The 18,040-nt window shown below is 43.0% G+C and carries 20 protein-coding genes; 5 read left to right on the top strand and 15 right to left on the bottom strand.

Features of this window, described 5'->3' with window-relative positions; all coding sequences use genetic code 11:
- The first annotated feature begins 197 nt into the window (after nucleotides 1-197).
- A complete protein-coding gene (locus GDZ68_RS00640) occupies nucleotides 198-1,481 on the top strand; it encodes an L-lactate MFS transporter (protein ID WP_153720342.1) in 1,284 nt (427 codons plus the stop codon).
- A 45-nt stretch (nucleotides 1,482-1,526) separates the two neighbouring features.
- Here GDZ68_RS00640 and ypfJ read toward each other — a convergent pair whose 3' ends face one another.
- Entirely contained in the window at nucleotides 1,527-2,372 is an 846-nt protein-coding gene (ypfJ, locus tag GDZ68_RS00645; protein WP_153720343.1) for a KPN_02809 family neutral zinc metallopeptidase, read from the bottom strand.
- Between the two features lie 220 nt (nucleotides 2,373-2,592).
- Between ypfJ and serC the strand changes: the two genes are divergently transcribed.
- Nucleotides 2,593-3,693 (top strand): 3-phosphoserine/phosphohydroxythreonine transaminase, encoded by a 1,101-nt coding sequence (gene serC, locus GDZ68_RS00650; protein ID WP_153720344.1) that lies wholly within the window; start codon nucleotides 2,593-2,595, stop codon nucleotides 3,691-3,693.
- Nucleotides 3,694-3,729: 36 nt separating this feature from the next.
- Here serC and GDZ68_RS00655 read toward each other — a convergent pair whose 3' ends face one another.
- From GDZ68_RS00655 to GDZ68_RS00665, 3 genes are all read right to left on the bottom strand, one after another.
- The gene (locus tag GDZ68_RS00655; protein ID WP_153720345.1) at nucleotides 3,730-4,581 is read right to left on the bottom strand and encodes an STAS domain-containing protein; all 852 of its coding nucleotides are present in this window, start codon (nucleotides 4,579-4,581) and stop codon (nucleotides 3,730-3,732) included.
- A gap of 57 nt (nucleotides 4,582-4,638) precedes the next feature.
- On the bottom strand, nucleotides 4,639-5,064 hold the full coding sequence (locus tag GDZ68_RS00660; protein ID WP_153720346.1) for a hypothetical protein: 426 nt from the start codon (nucleotides 5,062-5,064) through the stop codon (nucleotides 4,639-4,641).
- Between the two features lie 88 nt (nucleotides 5,065-5,152).
- Nucleotides 5,153-5,410 carry a YqkE family protein gene (locus tag GDZ68_RS00665; RefSeq protein WP_153720347.1) on the bottom strand — a complete coding sequence of 86 codons (258 nt, stop codon included), beginning with the start codon at nucleotides 5,408-5,410 and terminating at the stop codon, nucleotides 5,153-5,155.
- Nucleotides 5,411-5,538: 128 nt separating this feature from the next.
- Here GDZ68_RS00665 and GDZ68_RS00670 point away from each other — a divergent pair, with 128 nt between their 5' ends.
- Together GDZ68_RS00670 and GDZ68_RS00675 are read left to right on the top strand one after the other, a co-directional pair.
- Nucleotides 5,539-6,432, top strand: coding sequence for a hydroxymethylglutaryl-CoA lyase (locus tag GDZ68_RS00670; protein WP_153720348.1), 894 nt, complete (start codon nucleotides 5,539-5,541; stop codon nucleotides 6,430-6,432).
- A gap of 25 nt (nucleotides 6,433-6,457) precedes the next feature.
- The gene (locus tag GDZ68_RS00675; RefSeq protein ID WP_153720349.1) at nucleotides 6,458-7,381 is read left to right on the top strand and encodes an alpha/beta hydrolase; all 924 of its coding nucleotides are present in this window, start codon (nucleotides 6,458-6,460) and stop codon (nucleotides 7,379-7,381) included.
- 47 nt (nucleotides 7,382-7,428) lie between these two features.
- Here the strand turns inward: GDZ68_RS00675 and GDZ68_RS00680 are convergent, their stop codons facing one another.
- The 6 genes from GDZ68_RS00680 to yneA form a co-directional block, all read right to left on the bottom strand.
- Nucleotides 7,429-7,665 (bottom strand): YneF family protein, encoded by a 237-nt coding sequence (locus tag GDZ68_RS00680; protein ID WP_153720350.1) that lies wholly within the window; start codon nucleotides 7,663-7,665, stop codon nucleotides 7,429-7,431.
- A 111-nt stretch (nucleotides 7,666-7,776) separates the two neighbouring features.
- Nucleotides 7,777-8,217, bottom strand: coding sequence for a sporulation inhibitor of replication protein SirA (sirA, locus tag GDZ68_RS00685; RefSeq protein WP_153720351.1), 441 nt, complete (start codon nucleotides 8,215-8,217; stop codon nucleotides 7,777-7,779).
- A gap of 167 nt (nucleotides 8,218-8,384) precedes the next feature.
- Nucleotides 8,385-10,391, bottom strand: coding sequence for a transketolase (tkt, locus tag GDZ68_RS00690; protein ID WP_153720352.1), 2,007 nt, complete (start codon nucleotides 10,389-10,391; stop codon nucleotides 8,385-8,387).
- A 106-nt stretch (nucleotides 10,392-10,497) separates the two neighbouring features.
- A complete protein-coding gene (locus GDZ68_RS00695) occupies nucleotides 10,498-10,734 on the bottom strand; it encodes a DUF896 domain-containing protein (RefSeq protein ID WP_153720353.1) in 237 nt (78 codons plus the stop codon).
- A 66-nt stretch (nucleotides 10,735-10,800) separates the two neighbouring features.
- Nucleotides 10,801-11,454 carry a YneB family resolvase-like protein gene (locus tag GDZ68_RS00700; RefSeq protein ID WP_153720354.1) on the bottom strand — a complete coding sequence of 218 codons (654 nt, stop codon included), beginning with the start codon at nucleotides 11,452-11,454 and terminating at the stop codon, nucleotides 10,801-10,803.
- The gene (gene yneA, locus GDZ68_RS00705; protein WP_194841006.1) at nucleotides 11,447-11,767 is read right to left on the bottom strand and encodes a cell division suppressor protein YneA; all 321 of its coding nucleotides are present in this window, start codon (nucleotides 11,765-11,767) and stop codon (nucleotides 11,447-11,449) included. The genes GDZ68_RS00700 and yneA overlap by 8 nt, the downstream gene beginning before the upstream one ends.
- Nucleotides 11,768-11,963: 196 nt before the next feature.
- On the opposite strand from yneA, the gene lexA reads away from it, so the two are divergent.
- Nucleotides 11,964-12,584, top strand: coding sequence for a transcriptional repressor LexA (gene lexA, locus GDZ68_RS00710; protein ID WP_153720356.1), 621 nt, complete (start codon nucleotides 11,964-11,966; stop codon nucleotides 12,582-12,584).
- A 46-nt stretch (nucleotides 12,585-12,630) separates the two neighbouring features.
- On the opposite strand, the gene GDZ68_RS00715 is transcribed toward lexA, so the two are convergent.
- From GDZ68_RS00715 to mutL, 5 genes are all read right to left on the bottom strand, one after another.
- The gene (locus GDZ68_RS00715) at nucleotides 12,631-13,890 is read right to left on the bottom strand and encodes a methionine gamma-lyase family protein (protein ID WP_153720357.1); all 1,260 of its coding nucleotides are present in this window, start codon (nucleotides 13,888-13,890) and stop codon (nucleotides 12,631-12,633) included.
- A gap of 96 nt (nucleotides 13,891-13,986) precedes the next feature.
- The gene (gene hfq, locus GDZ68_RS00720; protein ID WP_153720358.1) at nucleotides 13,987-14,211 is read right to left on the bottom strand and encodes an RNA chaperone Hfq; all 225 of its coding nucleotides are present in this window, start codon (nucleotides 14,209-14,211) and stop codon (nucleotides 13,987-13,989) included.
- A gap of 41 nt (nucleotides 14,212-14,252) precedes the next feature.
- Entirely contained in the window at nucleotides 14,253-15,185 is a 933-nt protein-coding gene (miaA, locus tag GDZ68_RS00725; RefSeq protein ID WP_153720359.1) for a tRNA (adenosine(37)-N6)-dimethylallyltransferase MiaA, read from the bottom strand.
- Nucleotides 15,169-16,095 (bottom strand): alpha/beta hydrolase, encoded by a 927-nt coding sequence (locus tag GDZ68_RS00730; RefSeq protein WP_194841007.1) that lies wholly within the window; start codon nucleotides 16,093-16,095, stop codon nucleotides 15,169-15,171. The genes miaA and GDZ68_RS00730 overlap by 17 nt, the downstream gene beginning before the upstream one ends.
- 105 nt (nucleotides 16,096-16,200) lie before the next feature.
- Complete coding sequence (gene mutL / locus GDZ68_RS00735; RefSeq protein ID WP_153720361.1) at nucleotides 16,201-18,033, bottom strand: DNA mismatch repair endonuclease MutL; 1,833 nt, start codon at nucleotides 18,031-18,033, stop codon at nucleotides 16,201-16,203.
- Between the last annotated feature and the right edge of the window lie 7 nt (nucleotides 18,034-18,040).

Consider the following 18,040-nt stretch of genomic DNA (forward strand, 5'->3'; position numbering starts at 1 on the left):
ACAAAAATTAATATTGACAATATTGTGAAATGATACTAACATACAGCTTAATCCTGAATTGCACGTTACTTATCGCTAAAACGAATTCTGTTTTTGGCAATAAACGGGATTTCACCGACAGATCTGTACAGAGAGAGACGTCTCTCCGGCATAAAAATACAACAAGAGAAACCTGAATAAAAAAGGGAGGATATCGCATGAAAAAGACTAAGAACAGATGGTTAATCGCTTTATCTGCGGTAGGTATTCACATTTCTATCGGGTCGGTGTATGCATGGAGTAACTTCACCAATCCACTGATCGAAGAATTTGGCTGGACGACAAGTCAAGTACAGCTGACATTCAGTATCGCCATCCTTTTCCTCGGCTTATCAGCTGCATTTCTCGGTCATTTTGTAGAGAAGTACGGCCCCCGCAAAGCCGGGCTGCTGGCAGCTGCGTTCTTTGGAATTGGAGTTACTGGTTCAGGACTCGCTGTCAGTATGGGATCATTGCCAATGCTTTATATTTTCTACGGTATGCTCGGCGGAATCGGTTTGGGCGTCGGTTATATCGCACCTGTTTCCACTTTGGTCAAATGGTTCCCCGACAGACGCGGGCTGGCAACAGGTCTCGCAATTATGGGCTTTGGTTTTGCTGCTGCAATCAGCAGTCCGATCATGGAATATTTAATCGTTAATGTTGGGCTGACCAATACTTTTTACATTCTTGGAATCTCTTATTTCGCGATCATGCTTCTGTCCTCTCTATACCTAGAGAAACCAGAAGAAGGATGGGCTCCTCCTGGATTTATTGAGAAAGTCCGTTCAGGAAAATCAGAAATTAAAAAGGATCTTGCTCAGTTAACTGCTAATCAGGCCATAAAAACAAAACGTTTTTATTATTTATGGCTTATGTTATTTATTAATGTCACATGCGGAATCGCCATTCTCTCTGCTGCTAAACCTCTCGCCATCGACAGTATCGGGATGACGACTGTTCAAGCCGCCGCTCTGGTCGGTGTACTCGGTATTTTCAACGGTGCAGGGCGTCTCGGCTGGGCGGCCATTTCAGACTATATCGGCCGTCCGAATACGTATACGACATTTTTCGTCGTGCAGCTCATTTTATTCTCCGTGCTTCCATTCACGACAAACGCGATAGTATTCCAGATTATCCTGGCTGTCATCTATACCTGCTACGGTGGAGGTTTCGCGTCCATTCCCGCGTTTATCGGGGATATTTTCGGCACAAAACAGCTCGGTGCGATTCACGGTTATATTCTAACTGCCTGGTCTGCCGCGGGAGTAGCCGGCCCGATGTTTGCTGCCTGGATGAAAGATACAACAGGCAGTTATGAGAGCAGTCTCTTATTTTTTGCCGGACTGTTTGCTGTCGCTTTCGTCATCTCCTTATTAATCCGTGTCGATATGAAGCGACTGCGCAATGAACAGGAAGGTATTGATCCGTCGGTAATTGCTCAGACAGCCGCTACAAAATAAAAAACAGCGCATCCTATTCACAGTTTTTGTGAAGATGCGCTGCTTTTATTTTTCTGTTTCGTTAAATGTGTCGCCGCCTTCAATGGTACCGAGCTTAAAGCCGCGCTCAAACCAATAAATCCTTTGTTTCGCTGTACCATGCGTAAAACTTTCGGGTACTACATAGCCTCTTGCACGTTTTTGAATGGTATCGTCTCCGACTGCACCCGCCGCAGTGATTGCTTCCTGCAAGTCTCCTTGTTCCAAGTAACCGCGTCCCTGTGCATGATGCGCCCAGACACCGGCAAAGTAATCGGCCTGCAACTCAAATCGAACTAAATATTTATTAAATTCCTCTTCGCTGAGTTTCTGCCGCAAAGGCATCACTTGATCGGAAATACCAAGCAGTGTCTGTACATGATGACCGACTTCATGTGCCACAACGTATGCCATTGCAAAATCTCCCGGAGCTTGGAAGGAATTCTGCAGTTCATTATAAAATTCTAAATCAATATATAATTTCTGATCACCCGGACAATAAAACGGGCCCGCTGCAGCGCTGCCAAATCCGCAGGCTGTCTGTACTTGTCCCGTATATAATACTAATGTCGGGTTCTTATAAGTCAGGCCTTCCTGTCTGAACTGCTCTGACCAGATGTCCTCAGTATCTGCCAGAACTACTGAAACAAAGTCAGCCAATTCTTTATCCTGCTCTGTTTCGACATAAGGCTGTTCATTACCGACAGATGATTCATTTCCCAATAAATCAGTCGGGTTGCCGCCCAGCAATAAGAACAAGATAATTCCGACGATACCGAGTCCCCCGCCGCCGAGCGCAATCGCCCCGCCTCCGCCGCCCCTGCCGCGTCTGTCTTCTACGTTGGAGCTTTTTCTACGTCCATCTGTTTTCATACAATCTCCTCCACTCTTTCTTTCCATTGTGGAATGTCCGTCTAGTAGCTAAAAGACAAAATAACTTTTATTTCAACATACCCATCTTTTGAGCCGAGCAAACAAGCAAGCTTATGTACTATACAGTGAAATTATTGTGAATCGGCAGTTATCTATTTCACACAGCTGCTTTTTCATATATACTTTACTTTAGTATCGTAAACTGTATGAAGGAGTGGTTATGTTGAGTAATCTGAAGTCTGTATATAATTTTAACGCGGGTCCGTCAGCTCTTCCGCGTGAAGTTTTGGAGAAAGCACAAACAGAATTGGTTGATTTTAAAGATTCTGGAATGTCTATTATGGAGATGAGCCACCGCAGTGCCGCTTATGAAGAAGTACATAATCAAGCAATCGAACGTCTGAAATCACTTTTCTCTGTTCCGGAAAATTACGAAGTGCTTTTGATGCAGGGCGGAGCCAGCCTTCAATTTGCTATGATTCCAATGAATTTTTTAGCTTCCGGAAAAAAAGCTGCCTATATCATGTCGGGCGCTTGGTCTGATAAAGCATTAAAAGAAGGTAAAGCAATCGGAGAAGTATATGAATCAGCTTCTACAAAAGAAACCAACTATAATAAAGTTCCTGCCCTCAATGAAATCAAATGGAACGAAGACGATGCCTATGTTCATATCACATCTAATAACACGATTTTCGGTACACAATTTCAGGAATTCCCCGAAACAAACGATGTGCCATTAATTGCGGATATGTCGAGCGATATTCTGTCCCGTCCAATTGATGTCAGCAAATTTGGAATGATCTATGCAGGAGCGCAAAAAAATCTGGGTCCTTCCGGCGTAACAGTTGCGATTATCCGAAAAGACCTTTTGGAGAATGCCAATTCTTCCATTCCTGCGATCTTGAAATACAGCACACATGCTTCCAATAACTCGCTGTACAATACTCCCCCTTCATTTGGAATTTATATGCTGGGTGAAGTGCTGGGCTGGATGGAAAAACAAGGCGGGCTCGAAGCAATCGCTAGAAATAATGAAGAAAAAGCAAAGTTGATCTATGACGCGATCGACAACAGTGGCGGCTTCTACACAGGACATGCTGAAAAAGGCAGCCGTTCTTTGATGAATATTACGTTCCGTGTTGCGGATGAAGAGCTGGAAAAACAATTTTTAGCTGAAGCAAAAGAAGCTGGTTTTGTAGGATTGAACGGACATCGCTCTGTTGGCGGATGCCGTGCTTCTGCATATAACTCCGTGCCATTTACTGCATGCCAGGCTTTAGAGCAGTTCATGAAAAACTTCCAGGCAAAACATCAGAAATAAAAAATGAGGTACTCTCTTATGAGAGTGCCTCATTTTTTAATTGGCAACTACGCTGAATTCTTTGGAAAATGCCTGCTGTAGTGAGCTGAATGTCTGAGTGTTTGTAAAGTCTAATCCTAATTCAGTAGATGCATGAGCAATTTCCGGCCTGATTCCAGTGAGTGTAGCTTCTGTGCCAAGAAGTTCAAGAACTTTTATAACCTGATAAATTTGCTGGGCGACTAACGTATCGATAACTGTCACACCGGATAAATCGATGTACAAATGAATAATATCTGCTTCCAAACATTTTTCAGGAATACTTTCTAGCATAATTCGTGCACGCAATTCATCCATGTCGCCAACTAGCGGAACCACTCCGATTTTGTCTGTCAGCTTAATGACAGGCGAACTTAATTCATTGATCAAGGTTTGCTGAATATCAAATTTACTATTTATAAATTTATTGTATGCAGCGGCGAAATCTACATTGATTTGATCGAATGCATTATTGATCGTTTCGCTCCAGCGAACATAATCTTCTATTGTTACATCGTCCCCGTGAAGCAAATAAAACTCTTTGATAAATTTCCAGTACGTTAAACGGACTTTACTCAATGCCGCCAATACATCTTCGATCGGCGTACTGCTGTTTACTCTGCTGAGCGCGACTACCGCAGCCCATTTCTTTTTATTTTTCTCGAAAATTTCAGGATCATCCAATAAACTGCTTGTAATTGTCAAGTTCGTGAGTTTGTTTTGCTCACGGAGTGTCTCTTCCATCTTGTCATTCACATCGAGTGAATAGACAGATCCGTCTTCTACTTCTCTCATCGACAACCAGGAGTCCGTAATATTATTGAAATTAGCCATTAAGAACTCATAAAGTTTTACATCTAATTGTTTCATATCTTTCCTCCGCTAATATTCTAGTTTCCATCATATGTTTACACAACAAAGACATTTTTACTTGATTGTAATGATTAATTGATTTTTTTCGAAATCAAATATATTCAAAATCACTCCAAGTACTGTAATGTATTTATAAAGTGACTCATAATAAATCTGTCCATATTCTTTTTCATACTGCGCGATTGGATAAGGATAATTCTCTTCATCAGGGATAGGAAGATACTTCCAAGGACGTGATGGATCTTTCGCTTTCTCAGCATGTGCTTCATTCAAAACATCATAAAAAAGCTCAACCTTTTCTTTAGGAAAATCATAACAAAGAATCTCTTCATTTTCAGCAAGTAATTGTAACTGATTTCTGACCCATGCTGCAATCGGGTGTTCCAGAGGTGCCTGATGAACTTTTTTGCATGGATGCTGATGTATTGCCGCTTCGGATATTTCATTTAGACCGCAATACTCAATATGTAAAAATTTCACGTGATTCCCTCCTTAAATCGCTCTTACTGTCTTTGATTATCCAGACAAGTCTATTATAACCTATTCGTTAAGCGTATCGTTCAATTACTTAGTATTTTGCCCCTTTGTCACCGTATTCCTCTAAAAGTTCTCCAAAACTTTTATTTTTCTCCCGTTCTCTTCTTTCCTGAATACGTTTTTCTTTCTCCAGCTCTTTTTTCTGTTCGTCAGCTGCTGAGAGTTCTTGTTTGGCATTCTTTAATTTTGCAAGCATTTCATCGCTTACTAAGTCAGAAAGTGAGTTGCCTGTCTCCTTTATTTCTTGCTTCGGCTGAGCTGCACGAATCTTCTTTCCTTTTTTCGCCATATCTATCACTGCTTTCTATCTATTATGTATCATCCGGCTTCATGCGACTTATAATAGTAATTCGCAGGGTATAACCATTGCCCTAATTCTTCTTTTTTACGTACAATAGAAGGAGGGAGGGATGTTCTATGTTTAGTTTACCAAAAAACGTCACACTAATCGAGGTAGGACCGCGTGATGGTCTTCAAAATGAAAAAAACAGTATCCCCACAGACAGTAAATTAGCATATATTCATGCACTTCAGGAGGCAGGTATTCAGGAAATGGAGCTGACCTCGTTTGTATCTCCAAAATGGATTCCCCAAATGGCAGACGCCAAAGAGATTGTTGGGCAAGCCAAAAAAGTTGGACGGCAAATTGTACTGACACCCAATGAAAAAGGTGTTTCAACTGCCCTACATGCAGGCGCACAGAATATGGCTGTATTTGTTGGAGTCAGTAATACATTCAATAAAAAGAATATCAATCGAACTACCGAGGAAGCTGTCAACGCTTTATTTCCTGTCGTCCGGCAATTAAAAGAAAAAAAGCACTTTGTCCGCGCTTGTATTTCCACTGCTTTTCACTGTCCATATGAAGGATGGATCAAACCCGAACAGACAATAGCTTTATGTCAGCAATTCATTGATATGGGTGCAGATGAATTAAGTGTTGCAGATACAGACGGAATGGCCAATCCTGCAGCCAGCTTCTCCTTATTCAACAATCTGAAAGAACATTTTCCGCATACACTGTTGACAGCTCATTTTCATGATACGCGAAAATTAGGACTGACGAATATTTACGCTTCTCTACAGGCAGGCGTGGATCGGTTCGATACATCTGCTGGTGGTCTGGGGGGCTGTCCGTTCGCACCGGGTGCAACTGGAAATGTAGCGACAGAGGATGTCTTATACCTTTTAAACACTCTAGATATCCATACAGGAGTTGACCTGCAGAAAGTTATTCTCGCAGTGGATGAAGTAGCCCCATATCTCTCACGGCCCATAACAACTGCTATGTATCAATTAAGTAAACAATAAGAATAAACGGGAAGGAGGTAATTCTTTGAAACGCAGATTAATCTATATGACAGGCATCATTTCAAGTGTACTCGCATCTGTACTGACCATTTTCGGTTTTTTAGTCACCAATCGAATGATGTACCTGAAAACAAAGGATTCCGAATTTATTTTGCAAAGAGAGACAATTGCCAAGCGATTTGATCGTCAGTGGTTTGAAACGGTACGCAAAGATGATATTTGGATTCCTTCTCCTAACGGTTATAATCTTCGCGCCATCTTTTTACGGCCGCTCGATACGACGCGGACAGTTGTCATCTGTCATGGCGTAACTGAAAACAAAGTGAACTCCATCAAATATGCCAGGCTTTTTGAGCGTCTGGGTTTTAACTCTGTCATCTTTGATCATCGCCGGCATGGGGATTCTGGAGGAAAGACTACCAGCTTTGGGTTTTATGAAAAGATGGATTTGAAAGAAGTAGTTTCCGCAGTGCGCGAACGGGTCGGCAAACGTGCGCTGATTGGGATACATGGTGAATCGATGGGAGCTGCGACGACGCTATTATATGCCGGTACCTATGAAGATCAGGCTGATTTCTATATTTCAGACTGTCCCTTCTCCGATTTCTCAGAACAGCTGCTGCATATCATCCGAACCGAATTTCCTTTTAAGACTTCTATGAGCCTGCGCGTCGCCAACTTATTCCTGAAAATTCGTGATGGCTATACCTCGGCTGCGGTGTCTCCCCGCGAGGTGATGAAATATATCAATAAACCTGTTCTTTTCATACACAGTATGGAAGATACTTTTATATTGCCGCATATGACAGAAGAGTTGTATGAACTAAAGGAGGGCGACAAAATGATGAGACTGTTTGAGAAAGGTGCTCATGCGAAGTCATATAATGATAATCCTGAACAGTATTTACGCACTGTCCAGACATTCCTGCACCGTTTTCGATTATATTAAAACAAAAAACTCCGTAAAAGGTCATTAGCCTGCAACGGAGTTTTTGCTTATTTTTTTTTATCGGGCTTGTCTTGAACCTTGTTCATTTGAGCCATCATTTGATTGATTTTCTTTTGTGAGGGTTTCTGTCCCATTTGCATCATCATCATACGTAACATTTGTTCATTAATTGGTGGGTTTTCCTTCAAATAATTCATCATATATTTACGCGCGATGAAAAAGCCGAGTGCTACCCCGCCGATCAAAGCGACGACGATCAAGAGAATTGCTATCCATAGAGTCATTGCTGCCAAACCTCCCTCATTAAAAATAGTTCGATTACATACTACCAAGAAGGATTATACAACATAGCAGCAGTGAATAGCAATAACTGTTCGCTAATTGTTCAGAAGTTTTTACATAACCGAGTCTTCTAAGATCATACGCTCTGAATATTTTACGGGTTTCAGCCAGCCGCACTCCTCTTGCTCGTTCATCACTGCAAAAAAGCGGTCTGTCGAACTCGAGAGCGCTACGAATAAATCCAAGTCAAGCATTCTGGAGCCTTGGCAATAGACTTGTATACAATGTGTCCCCATTTTGATGAACACTTCCCCTTTAATTAAATGGGTTAACCGGTACTCATTATGGCAGGAATCGATAGCATCAAAGCTTTTACCCAATTTCTGCTGGATCAGCCGGTCGAGTTCCGATTCATTCAATTGATCACATAAATATTCAATTTCCTGATAGTTAGTAGAAGGACCCACCGCTAACAAATCAAATAGTAACCGTTCACGTCCCATTATGAAGGATTGATACTCTGCTTTAATTTTAAAAATTTCATATTTCCTCATAACGAACACCTCCTGATTACTATCATAGAGCTTGTCTCACTAAATTCTTGTCAGATGGCGGAAAACTTCCTCACTATTATTGTCGGAAAGTTGCGAAGCCCATCTCATCTGAAATATAAAAAACACATCCTTCCGCAAGAAACGAAGGGATGTGTTTTATAGGTTGATTACTGATTTTGAAGTTTTTTAAATTGCTTCACTACGTTCTCTACAGTGAAACCGTATTTTTCAATGACAAGATCGCCGGGTGCACTTGCGCCGAACGTATCGATTGCCATAACTGACCCTTCATCGCCGGCATATTTATGCCATCCGAGGGAAGCGCCCATTTCAATTGCCAAACGTTTCTTCACTGATTTCGGGAGAACTGAATCTTTATATGCCTGATCTTGTTTTTCAAATAGATCCCAAGAAGGCATAGAAACTACACTAACATCGATGTTTTGTTCTTTTAGAGCCTGTTGTGCTTCTGCTGCCAAACTGACTTCAGATCCACTCGCAATCAAAATACCATCAGCAATTTCTTTAGAAGCAGGAGACACGACATATGCCCCTTTTTGTACAGATTCCATTGCCAATTCTTTTGACTTCGGAAGTACTTTCAGGTTTTGTCTGGAGAGTACCAGAACCGTTGGAGTGTTTTTAGACGTTACGGCTGTATACCAAGCGGCAGATGTCTCATTGCCGTCTGCCGGACGAATAATAGTTAAGCCGGGCATCGCACGCAATGAAGCCAGCTGTTCAACCGGTTCATGTGTAGGACCGTCTTCTCCGACTGCCACGCTGTCGTGAGTAAAAACATATGTGACAGGCAGACCCATCAGGGCAGACAGGCGAATTGCAGGTCTTACATAGTCACTGAACACAAAGAATGTACCGCCAAAGACAGTAACTCCACCGTGTAAAGCCATTCCGTTCAATGCTGTACCCATGGCAAATTCACGAACGCCGAACCAAATATTTCGTCCTTCATAATTTTCAGAAGAGAAATCTCCAGCATTTTTAATAGAAGTTTTATTCGAACCCGCAAGATCGGCACTTCCGCCGAACAAAGAAGGCAATACAGAAGCCAGCGCATTAATGGAATCTCCGGAAGCCGAACGAGTCGCAACTGAAGCACCTGCCTCATAGACAGGCATGCCTTCTTTCAAGTCAGAAGGCAGTTCGCCAGCAATAGCCGTTTTCAATTGTGCTGCCAATTCCTTATGTTCATTTTCATATTGACTGAACAGTTCGTTCCACTGATTTTCCGATTTCACGCCTAGTTCTTCGGATGTTTCTTTAAAACGGTCATATACTTCATCCGGAACATGGAAATCTTCCTCAAATGTCCACTTGTAGTAATCTTTTGTCAACGCTAGTTCATCTTCACCAAGCGGGGCGCCGTGAACGTCAGATTTACCTGATTTATTTGGCGAGCCATATCCGATGACTGTTTTTACTTCTATGATCGTAGGACCGCCGGTGTTTCCTTTTGCTTCTTCAATCGCGCCGGAAACCGAATTGATGTCATTGCCGTCGTCTACACGAAGATAATTCCAGCCGTATGATTCGAAACGTTTTTTGATATTTTCAGAGAATGACATGCCTAAGTCGCCGTCCAATGAAATATCATTACTATCATAAAGTATGATTAATTTGTCCAGCTGCAAGTGGCCAGCTAGTGAAATTGCCTCAGCTGCCACACCTTCCATCAGATCTCCATCACCGCAAAGGGCATATGTGTAATGATCAACGATGTCAAAACCAGGTTTATTGTATGTTGCGGCTAAATGTTTCTCAGCCATTGCCATACCTACAGCCATACCAATTCCTTGTCCAAGAGGTCCTGTCGTAGCTTCTACACCTGCTGTGTGCTTGTACTCCGGATGACCTGGTGTTTTTGAATCCCACTGTCTAAAATTCTTAATATCGTCGATTGTCAAACCATACCCGCTTAAATGAAGCAGGCTGTAGAGCAGCATCGAACCGTGGCCTGCCGAAAGAACAAAACGGTCGCGGTTAAACCATTGGGGATTTGACGGATTATGGTGTAAGTACTTTGTCCATAAGGTGTATGCCATTGGTGCTGCACCCATAGGAAGACCCGGGTGTCCGGAGTTCGCTTTTTCGATCGCATCGATTGATAGCGTTCGGATTGTTGTTATTGCCAGTTGATCGATTTTTTCGGTCATTCTGTACATCCTTTCCGTACTGTCTCTTCTGATTATGTTTGTGAGTATTCCTTCTCTAGTGTAGTCAATTCCTTAACCAATTACAATATTAATCAGCTGTCAATACTTAATTTAACGGTTTATGACCGGCCTGTGCTTTTTTGACCTTTTCTGGCGTCACATCATTACCTTCTGCATCGATCACTTTGACAGATTCAATTGTTTCCCGCATGCTTGAACGAAATGTTTCTAAATATTCTTTTCGAAGCTGTGTCTGTTCCTTTGCTTCTTCAATTGACAGACCTGTCGTTTTCGACTTATTAGCAAGCTCATTGATTCGACTAATTTTCTTTTCTGATAGCATCTTTAAGAACCTCCAAAATTTCTTGTTTATTAAAATGTAAACAACCTGGAGGAAAAGTGCAACAGATTAGTGTTCCTTCTCTATAAACTCTTTATATCTTCTATGAACAGTAGCTTTGCTGACTGAGTGGCCAAGTCCGTTCAATACAGATGCTATTTCTTCAAAAGTCAGCCCCTTATCGCGCAACGAAATAATTTCTTCTATTGGGATAACTAATCGTTCTCTGCCGGGACCTTTATCAATATTATGTAAGTTTTTTGATGGGTCATAACCTTTTTGGACTGCCCGCTTCATGCCTCTTCGAATTTTTGCATTATGCAGTTTACGCTGATATTCTTCAACGATTGCCAGAATTTCAAGCAGCATCGTATCCATTTCATTGAGTTCTATCGTCCCGTTTGAATGATTGGATATCACGGTGGTCTGCGATTTAGCTATAACGTGCAAAATAGCCACTCTAGCGTTGCCGCGTCCAAGACGGGTTTCGTCCTGTACAAGCAATGCATCGATTTTTTCATTCTGCAGCTGATCGAGCAGAGCAAGCAGTCCGTCCCGGTCCATTTCATAACCGCTTTGCCGATCAGTAAAAATACCGGCACATTCATAGGAAAGTTCCACCGCTAATTGCTCCAGTTCTTCCTGCTGCCTCACCAGAGACTGTTCCTGCGTTTCTTTTTCTGTACTCACACGGCAATATATCACACATTTCTTGTTATTCATTTGCTCCCTCTCCCATTTCAGCCAGCCTGTGATCGGGCTGTCTGTCCATCTTAACAGGCAGACGCAGCAAGTCACCGGATTTGATCTGGTCACTCTTCAGCTCATTCAAGGATTTTACTTGTTCAATCCAATGGTGAGGAGGCGTCTTGGCGTCTGCATAATTCGCTGCCAGATCCCATAATGTGTCACCATCGTCAATAACTATTTCCATATACCCTTCATCTGATGACAACTTGTCCAATTGGTAGGCCGCCACGGATAGAATAACTACTATAAGTACAATAAAAAAATAATTTTCTTTAAAGAATCTCATGCTGAATCCTCCTATTACTCTATTTTTAGAATGCATGTTCGGAATGCTTGTTCTTAATTATAAGAGAACATACGATTGGCTGTCAAGCAAAATTCGAACCTTTGTTTGATTACTAGCCGAACGCATGTTATACTATATTCAAAATACTTGTTGGATATTTCGATTTACCGGCAAACCAATTGAAGAGGTGAATGAATTGAAGAAAATTTCTAAAAGACAGGAAGAAATACTTGCTTTCATTAAAGATGAAGTCCGTTTAAAAGGATATCCGCCATCCGTAAGGGAAATCGGAGAAGCAGTCGGTCTTGCATCCAGCTCTACTGTGCACGGCCACTTGTCACGTCTGGAGAACAAAGGATTTATCCGGCGGGACCCGACGAAGCCCCGTGCGATAGAAATATTAGATCCCGAAGGCCTTGAAGAATTAAAAGGCGGGGTCATGCATGTTCCATTGATTGGTAAAGTTACTGCAGGTGCTCCGATAACTGCTATTGAAAATATAGAAGAGTACTTTCCGCTGCCGGACAGTTTCGGCTCTTCAGATGATGAAATCTTCATGCTTGAGATTGTTGGAGAGAGTATGATTGAAGCAGGCATCTTGAATGGCGACCGTGTGATTGTCAGACAGACTCATTCCGCTATGAACGGCGAAATTGTAGTAGCTATGACTGAGGAAGATGAAGCAACGGTGAAACGTTTCTTTAAAGAGAAGGACTATTTCCGTCTGCAGCCTGAAAACTCGTCTATGGAACCGATTATCGTTGACCAAGTATCGATACTCGGGAAAGTTGTCGGAGTTTATCGGATGATTCATTAAAAAAAGTGTATCGAAAACCATTATGGTTTTTGATACACTTTTTGTTTTATATCAGTTTTTGTTCCAAAAGCTGCTCAGTAGATGCCAGCACAGCAGCTTTGACATGTTCATATGTCAGTCCGCCCTGTATATAAGCGGTATAAGGCGATCTGATGGGGCCGTCAGCTGTCAGCTCGATGCTGGAACCCTGGATAAACGTGCCGGCGGCCATAATGACGTCATCCGAATAGCCCGGCATATAAGATGGTTCAGGCGCATAGTGGGCATTTATTGGAGAATTGTCCTGTATCATCCGGCAGAATGTGATCATCTGTTCCGGTGTTGAAAAGTTTACCGATTGGATGAGATCTGTGCGCTGCACGCTGTAGTGCGGTGTCGTGTCCATTCCAAACTGTTCAAAGAAAGCAGCAGTAAACAATGCGCCTTTGACTGCCTGGCTCACCACATGGGGTGCCAGGAAAAAGCCCTGATACATTTCGAGTAATGTATCCAGTGATGCTCCGGCTTCTGCGCCAAGTCCCGGAGAAGTCATTCGGTACGCACATTTTTCTACCAGTTCTTTTTTTCCTGCTATATATCCGCCGGTTCTCACTAAGCCGCCGCCCGGATTTTTAATAAGTGAACCAGCCATCAAATCGGCGCCTGCTTCCGTCGGTTCCTGCAGCTCCACAAATTCACCATAGCAATTGTCCACGAAGATGACGACATCTTCTTTTATTTTGCGTATCTCTTGAATCATTTCTCTAATTTCATGTATCCGGAATGATGGATTGCTCGAATAGCCTTTTGAGCGCTGAATTGCGACTATTTTTGTTTTGGAAGAAATCGCTTCTTCAGCTTTCTCATAATCCACTTTGCCGTCTTCTTTCAAATCGATATGCCGATATGAAATTTGGTAGTCTTCCAGTGAACCAGTATCTTTGCCGTTTCCTGAAATGATTGATTCCAGTGTATCGTACGGTTTGCCGGTGATATAGATCAATTCATCCCCCGGACGGAGTATACCGAACAAACTGATGGTAATGGCATGAGTGCCTGAAATGATTTGATTTCGGACAAGACAGTCTTCTGCCCCGAAAACATCTGCATAGACCTGTTCAAGAGTATCACGGCCGCTGTCATCGTAGCCGTAGCCTGTTGAACCGGACAGATGAAAGTCACTGACTTTATTCTGCTTGAAAGCCTGAAGCACTTTTCGCTGATTATAAAAAGCGATTTCTTCTACTTTTTTTACATAAGGTGCAATTTTCTGCTCTGCTTCGTAAGATTTCTGAAGCAGTTCTTCATTGATCGGTGCGATTTGCATAGGTAGTACCTCTTTTCATTTTGTTCAACATCTATTTTAGCAGAAGGAGCCGGGTTGCCCTACTAAAGAACATAAAAAAACAGGCATCAGCCTGTTTTACTGTTCATCTTTTAAAATAACGGGTTTTGCCGGTGCATAGGTTGATATCGCATGTTTATAGATGAGTTGCTGTTTTCCGTCTGATTCCAGCAAGACCGTATAATTGTCATAGGACTTGATCAAGCCTTTCAATTGAAAACCATTCAATAGAAAAACCGTAACAAACGTGTTGTTCTTCCGTAAAGAATTCAAAAACGTATCCTGCATATTCCCTTGTGCCATTCAATTGCCTCCCTATATCTATTACATGAATTATTCCCCACTTACTTCTTAAAACCCTTTATTATTTCACATGTTTTTCGAAAAATTTCATCCGTTGGCTGGTCGGCCTCCACCCACTCCACAGGAAGTTTATTGCGGAAATAAGTCAGCTGCCGTTTTGCATAGTTACGGGTGTTTTTTTTGACTGCTTCAATCGCCTGTTCTTTTGTCAGATGACCGTCAAAATAAGAGATCAATTCCTTATAACCGATTGCCTGGACTGACTGCGTATTTCGAATTCCGCGATTCCACAGCTCTTCCACTTCCGCAAATAGCCCCGCTTCCACCATCAAGTCTACCCGGTGATTGATGCGTTCATACAGCATTTCCCGCGGAAGATCGAGTCCGATAATAAGCTCATTGTACATCGGTTCATTTCCTTGCTGCTGCTCATGTTCTTGCTTCGTCTGTCCCGTCACTTCCAAAATCTCAAGCGCACGGATTAAACGCCTGTGATTATTCGGATGGATGATTTCTGCACTTTTAGGATCCAGTTCCGCCAGTCTGCTGTGCAGTACGGCAGATCCGAACTCCTCCAATTCATTTTCCAGTCTGGCACGCACCTCAGGATCAGCTGCCTGCTCTGTGAAGCGATAATCAAATAAAACCGCCTGAATATACATTCCGCTGCCTCCGACAATGACCGGCAGTTTCCCTCTCGACTGAATATCTGCAATCCATCCTCTTACTACCTGTTGATATTCTGCTACGGAAAAACTTTCTGTCGGCTCTTTTACATCAAAGAAATGATGAGGAATTCCCTGCATTTCAGACGGCTGGATTTTCGCGGTGCCTATATCCAGCTCCTTGTATACCTGCATTGCATCACCGTTGATAATTTCACCGTTCAGTTCTTTGGCCAATGCCGTGCTTAGGGCCGTCTTCCCTGATGCAGTCGGCCCCGCTACTGCAATTACATCAATTACTCCGTTCATGCTGTTCCATCCACCCGACTATATACTTGAATACTTCGTGCCGATTTGTCTCCTGCAGCATTTCATGACGTCCGCCTTCATACAGCTGAACCGTCACACTCTCCTGCCCGGCCTTGATAAACTGTTTCGCTGTTTTCCAAACACCTTTTCCTCCGTTGCCGACAGGATCTTCAGTACCCGATACTAATAAAATAGGCAGATCATGCGGGATGTTCTGAAGAAGTTCCGGTGATTCAATTGAATTCATGCCTTCGAGTAGCACCCGGAACAGCTGAGCAGTGGGTACAAATCCGCATGCTTCATCCTCTACATAATCCTGCACGCATTCATTGTCCCTCGACAACCAGGCGAATGAAGACTCTTCAGGGAAAAGTTTAGAATAACTGCCGAATATCATGTTATTCAGAAATTCATCCGGTTCCTGATCAGACAGCCTGCTCTCTCTATATTCTGACAGCAGCTTTCCTGCAAAGCCCACTGGTTTCGCATTACTTCCTGTTCCGGATAAAACAACTTCATCTACTGCATTTCCATACAGCTGAATGAAACGTCTGACTACGAAAGAACCCATGCTGTGCCCAATTATGATAATCGGCAGATCGGGTCCGTCCGCGCGATAAGCTTGAAGTACTTCAAATGCGTCGTCAACCAAATGATCAAATGTCGCATTTTCTCCCAGATAGCCATATGGATGATAGTTGGCTGCAGCTGTTTTGCCATGTCCTCTTTGATCATGCGCAACGACTTCATATCCATTGGAAGCCAAATAATCCATAAACTGCTCATATCGCCGTGAATGTTCCGCCAGCCCGTGCACCAGATGAACCCGGGCTTTTTTCAATCCTTCAGGCTTTTTGCACTTACTGTAAATGATTGTCCCGTCACGCATCTCCATCCATTTTTCATTCACTGTGCTCCACTTCCCTTCGCTACTGCAATCGCGTTTATTATAGCATGTAAATGAACGGTTTTTTTCATCGTCCATCTCATGTAATCAGACTCCGCTCTCTATAGTTCACATCACTCGCTTGAACATTTTTTCTAACTCATACGTAGTGAAATGAATTAAAACAGGACGGCCGTGCGGACAAGTATAGGGGTTATGACAGTTTCCAAGGTCTGTAAGCAGGCGTTCCATATCTGCTTGTGTCAAATAATAATTCGCTTTAATTGACCGTTTGCAGCTCATCATGATCGCGCTCTCTTCCCGCAGTTTCTCCACATCTACTTTCCGGCTCTCCAGGACCTGCTCAATCATTTCTTCAATGATAGCGGCAGCCTGTCCTTCGGGAAACCATATTGGATATTCTTTTACCGTATAGGTGGAAGGCCCGAATGCTTCTAAATAAATTCCCACCCGCTCTAGTGCATCTTTGCATTCTTCAATTTTCAATTGTTCATCTGCTGAATAATGAAAGACCATCGGCAACAACAGCTGCTGCCTTTCCTCTGCGCTTACTTGCCCGAGCTTCGTTTTGAAATATTCATATTTTATCCTCTCTTGCGCAGCGTGCTGGTCAATCAAATAAAAACCATCCTCATTTTGCGCAACGATATACGTACCGTGAATCTGTCCAACTGGAACAATTGCAGGAAAATGGCTGGATCTGGGTATTTCTGTTTGTTGTTCAGATGACACTTTTTGTTCTTCAGGCTCTTCAAATATTACTTCAGGAAAGTCCGGCTCCTGCTGAATAGCGGGCATATCTTGCTCTCTTACCGGAGTCTGTACGGTTGACTGATACGGTTGTACCGGGCCTTGAACTTCTACTTGCGGATGCCGGATTGAAGGTGTCCAGATCGTCTGCTGTTCAGACTCTGTCCTGACAGGTTTTTCTTTTTTAACGGCATCCGGAATAATCGACACACCTTGCACGGCTTCTTGTATAGCCTGTTTAATCAACGAAAATAATTCCTGCTCCTTGCTGATTCTTATATGACGCTTTGCAGGGTGCACGTTGACATCCGTCAAGATCGGATCCGCTGTTATATTAACGACCGCAATCGGAAACCTGCCGATCGGCAAATACGTGTGCATCGCGTCGATACTAGCCTGCGTTCCCGGATAGCTTTTGATCCAGCGGCCATTCATCAAAAGGGAAATATAGTTTTTAGATGCTCTGGTCATTTCAGGCAGTGTGATGAATCCATTCACTTTAAAATCTGCATCTTCTTTTTCAAACGGGATCATTTTGCGTGCTACAGATACTCCATATATATCGGCCAGGACTCTTAGCAGATCGCCTGAACCCGCTGTTCGCAAAAGCTGATGCTGATCGTGAGTCAGTGTGAATGCTATATCAGGATGGCTCAGTGCCAGCCTGTTCAGCAGATCGATCGTATGTCCAAGTTCTGTCTGTATCGTCTTCATATATTTCAGACGGGCAGGAGTATTAAAGAAAAGATGCTGCACGAGAAAATCGGTTCCTTTCCGCAGCGCGCCGGCTTCATGTTTTATGACTTTGCCGCCTTCTATTTCAACGACTGTTCCTTGTTCTTCTCCGTCAGATGTCCACAATGTGACTTTCGAGACTGCTGCGATACTTGCCAGCGCCTCTCCCCGAAATCCTAATGTCCGGATACGGAACAGATCGTGTTCATTGGAAATTTTACTCGTTGCATGACGTTCAAAACAGCGCAGGGCGTCTTCTTCCGACATTCCTTTGCCATTATCTGTCACTCGGATCGAAGTCAGGCCCGCCTCTTCCAGTGTGATTTCAATTTTCGTGCTGTCTGCGTCAATCGCATTTTCCACGAGTTCTTTGACGATAGAAGCAGGACGTTCCACCACTTCACCCGCTGCAATTTTATTGGCTAACGTGTCTTCCATGATGTGAATGTGATTCATTCGATCC

The sequence above is a fragment of the Sporosarcina cascadiensis genome (genome assembly GCF_009650995.1).
GTDB lineage: Bacteria > Bacillota > Bacilli > Bacillales_A > Planococcaceae > Sporosarcina > Sporosarcina cascadiensis.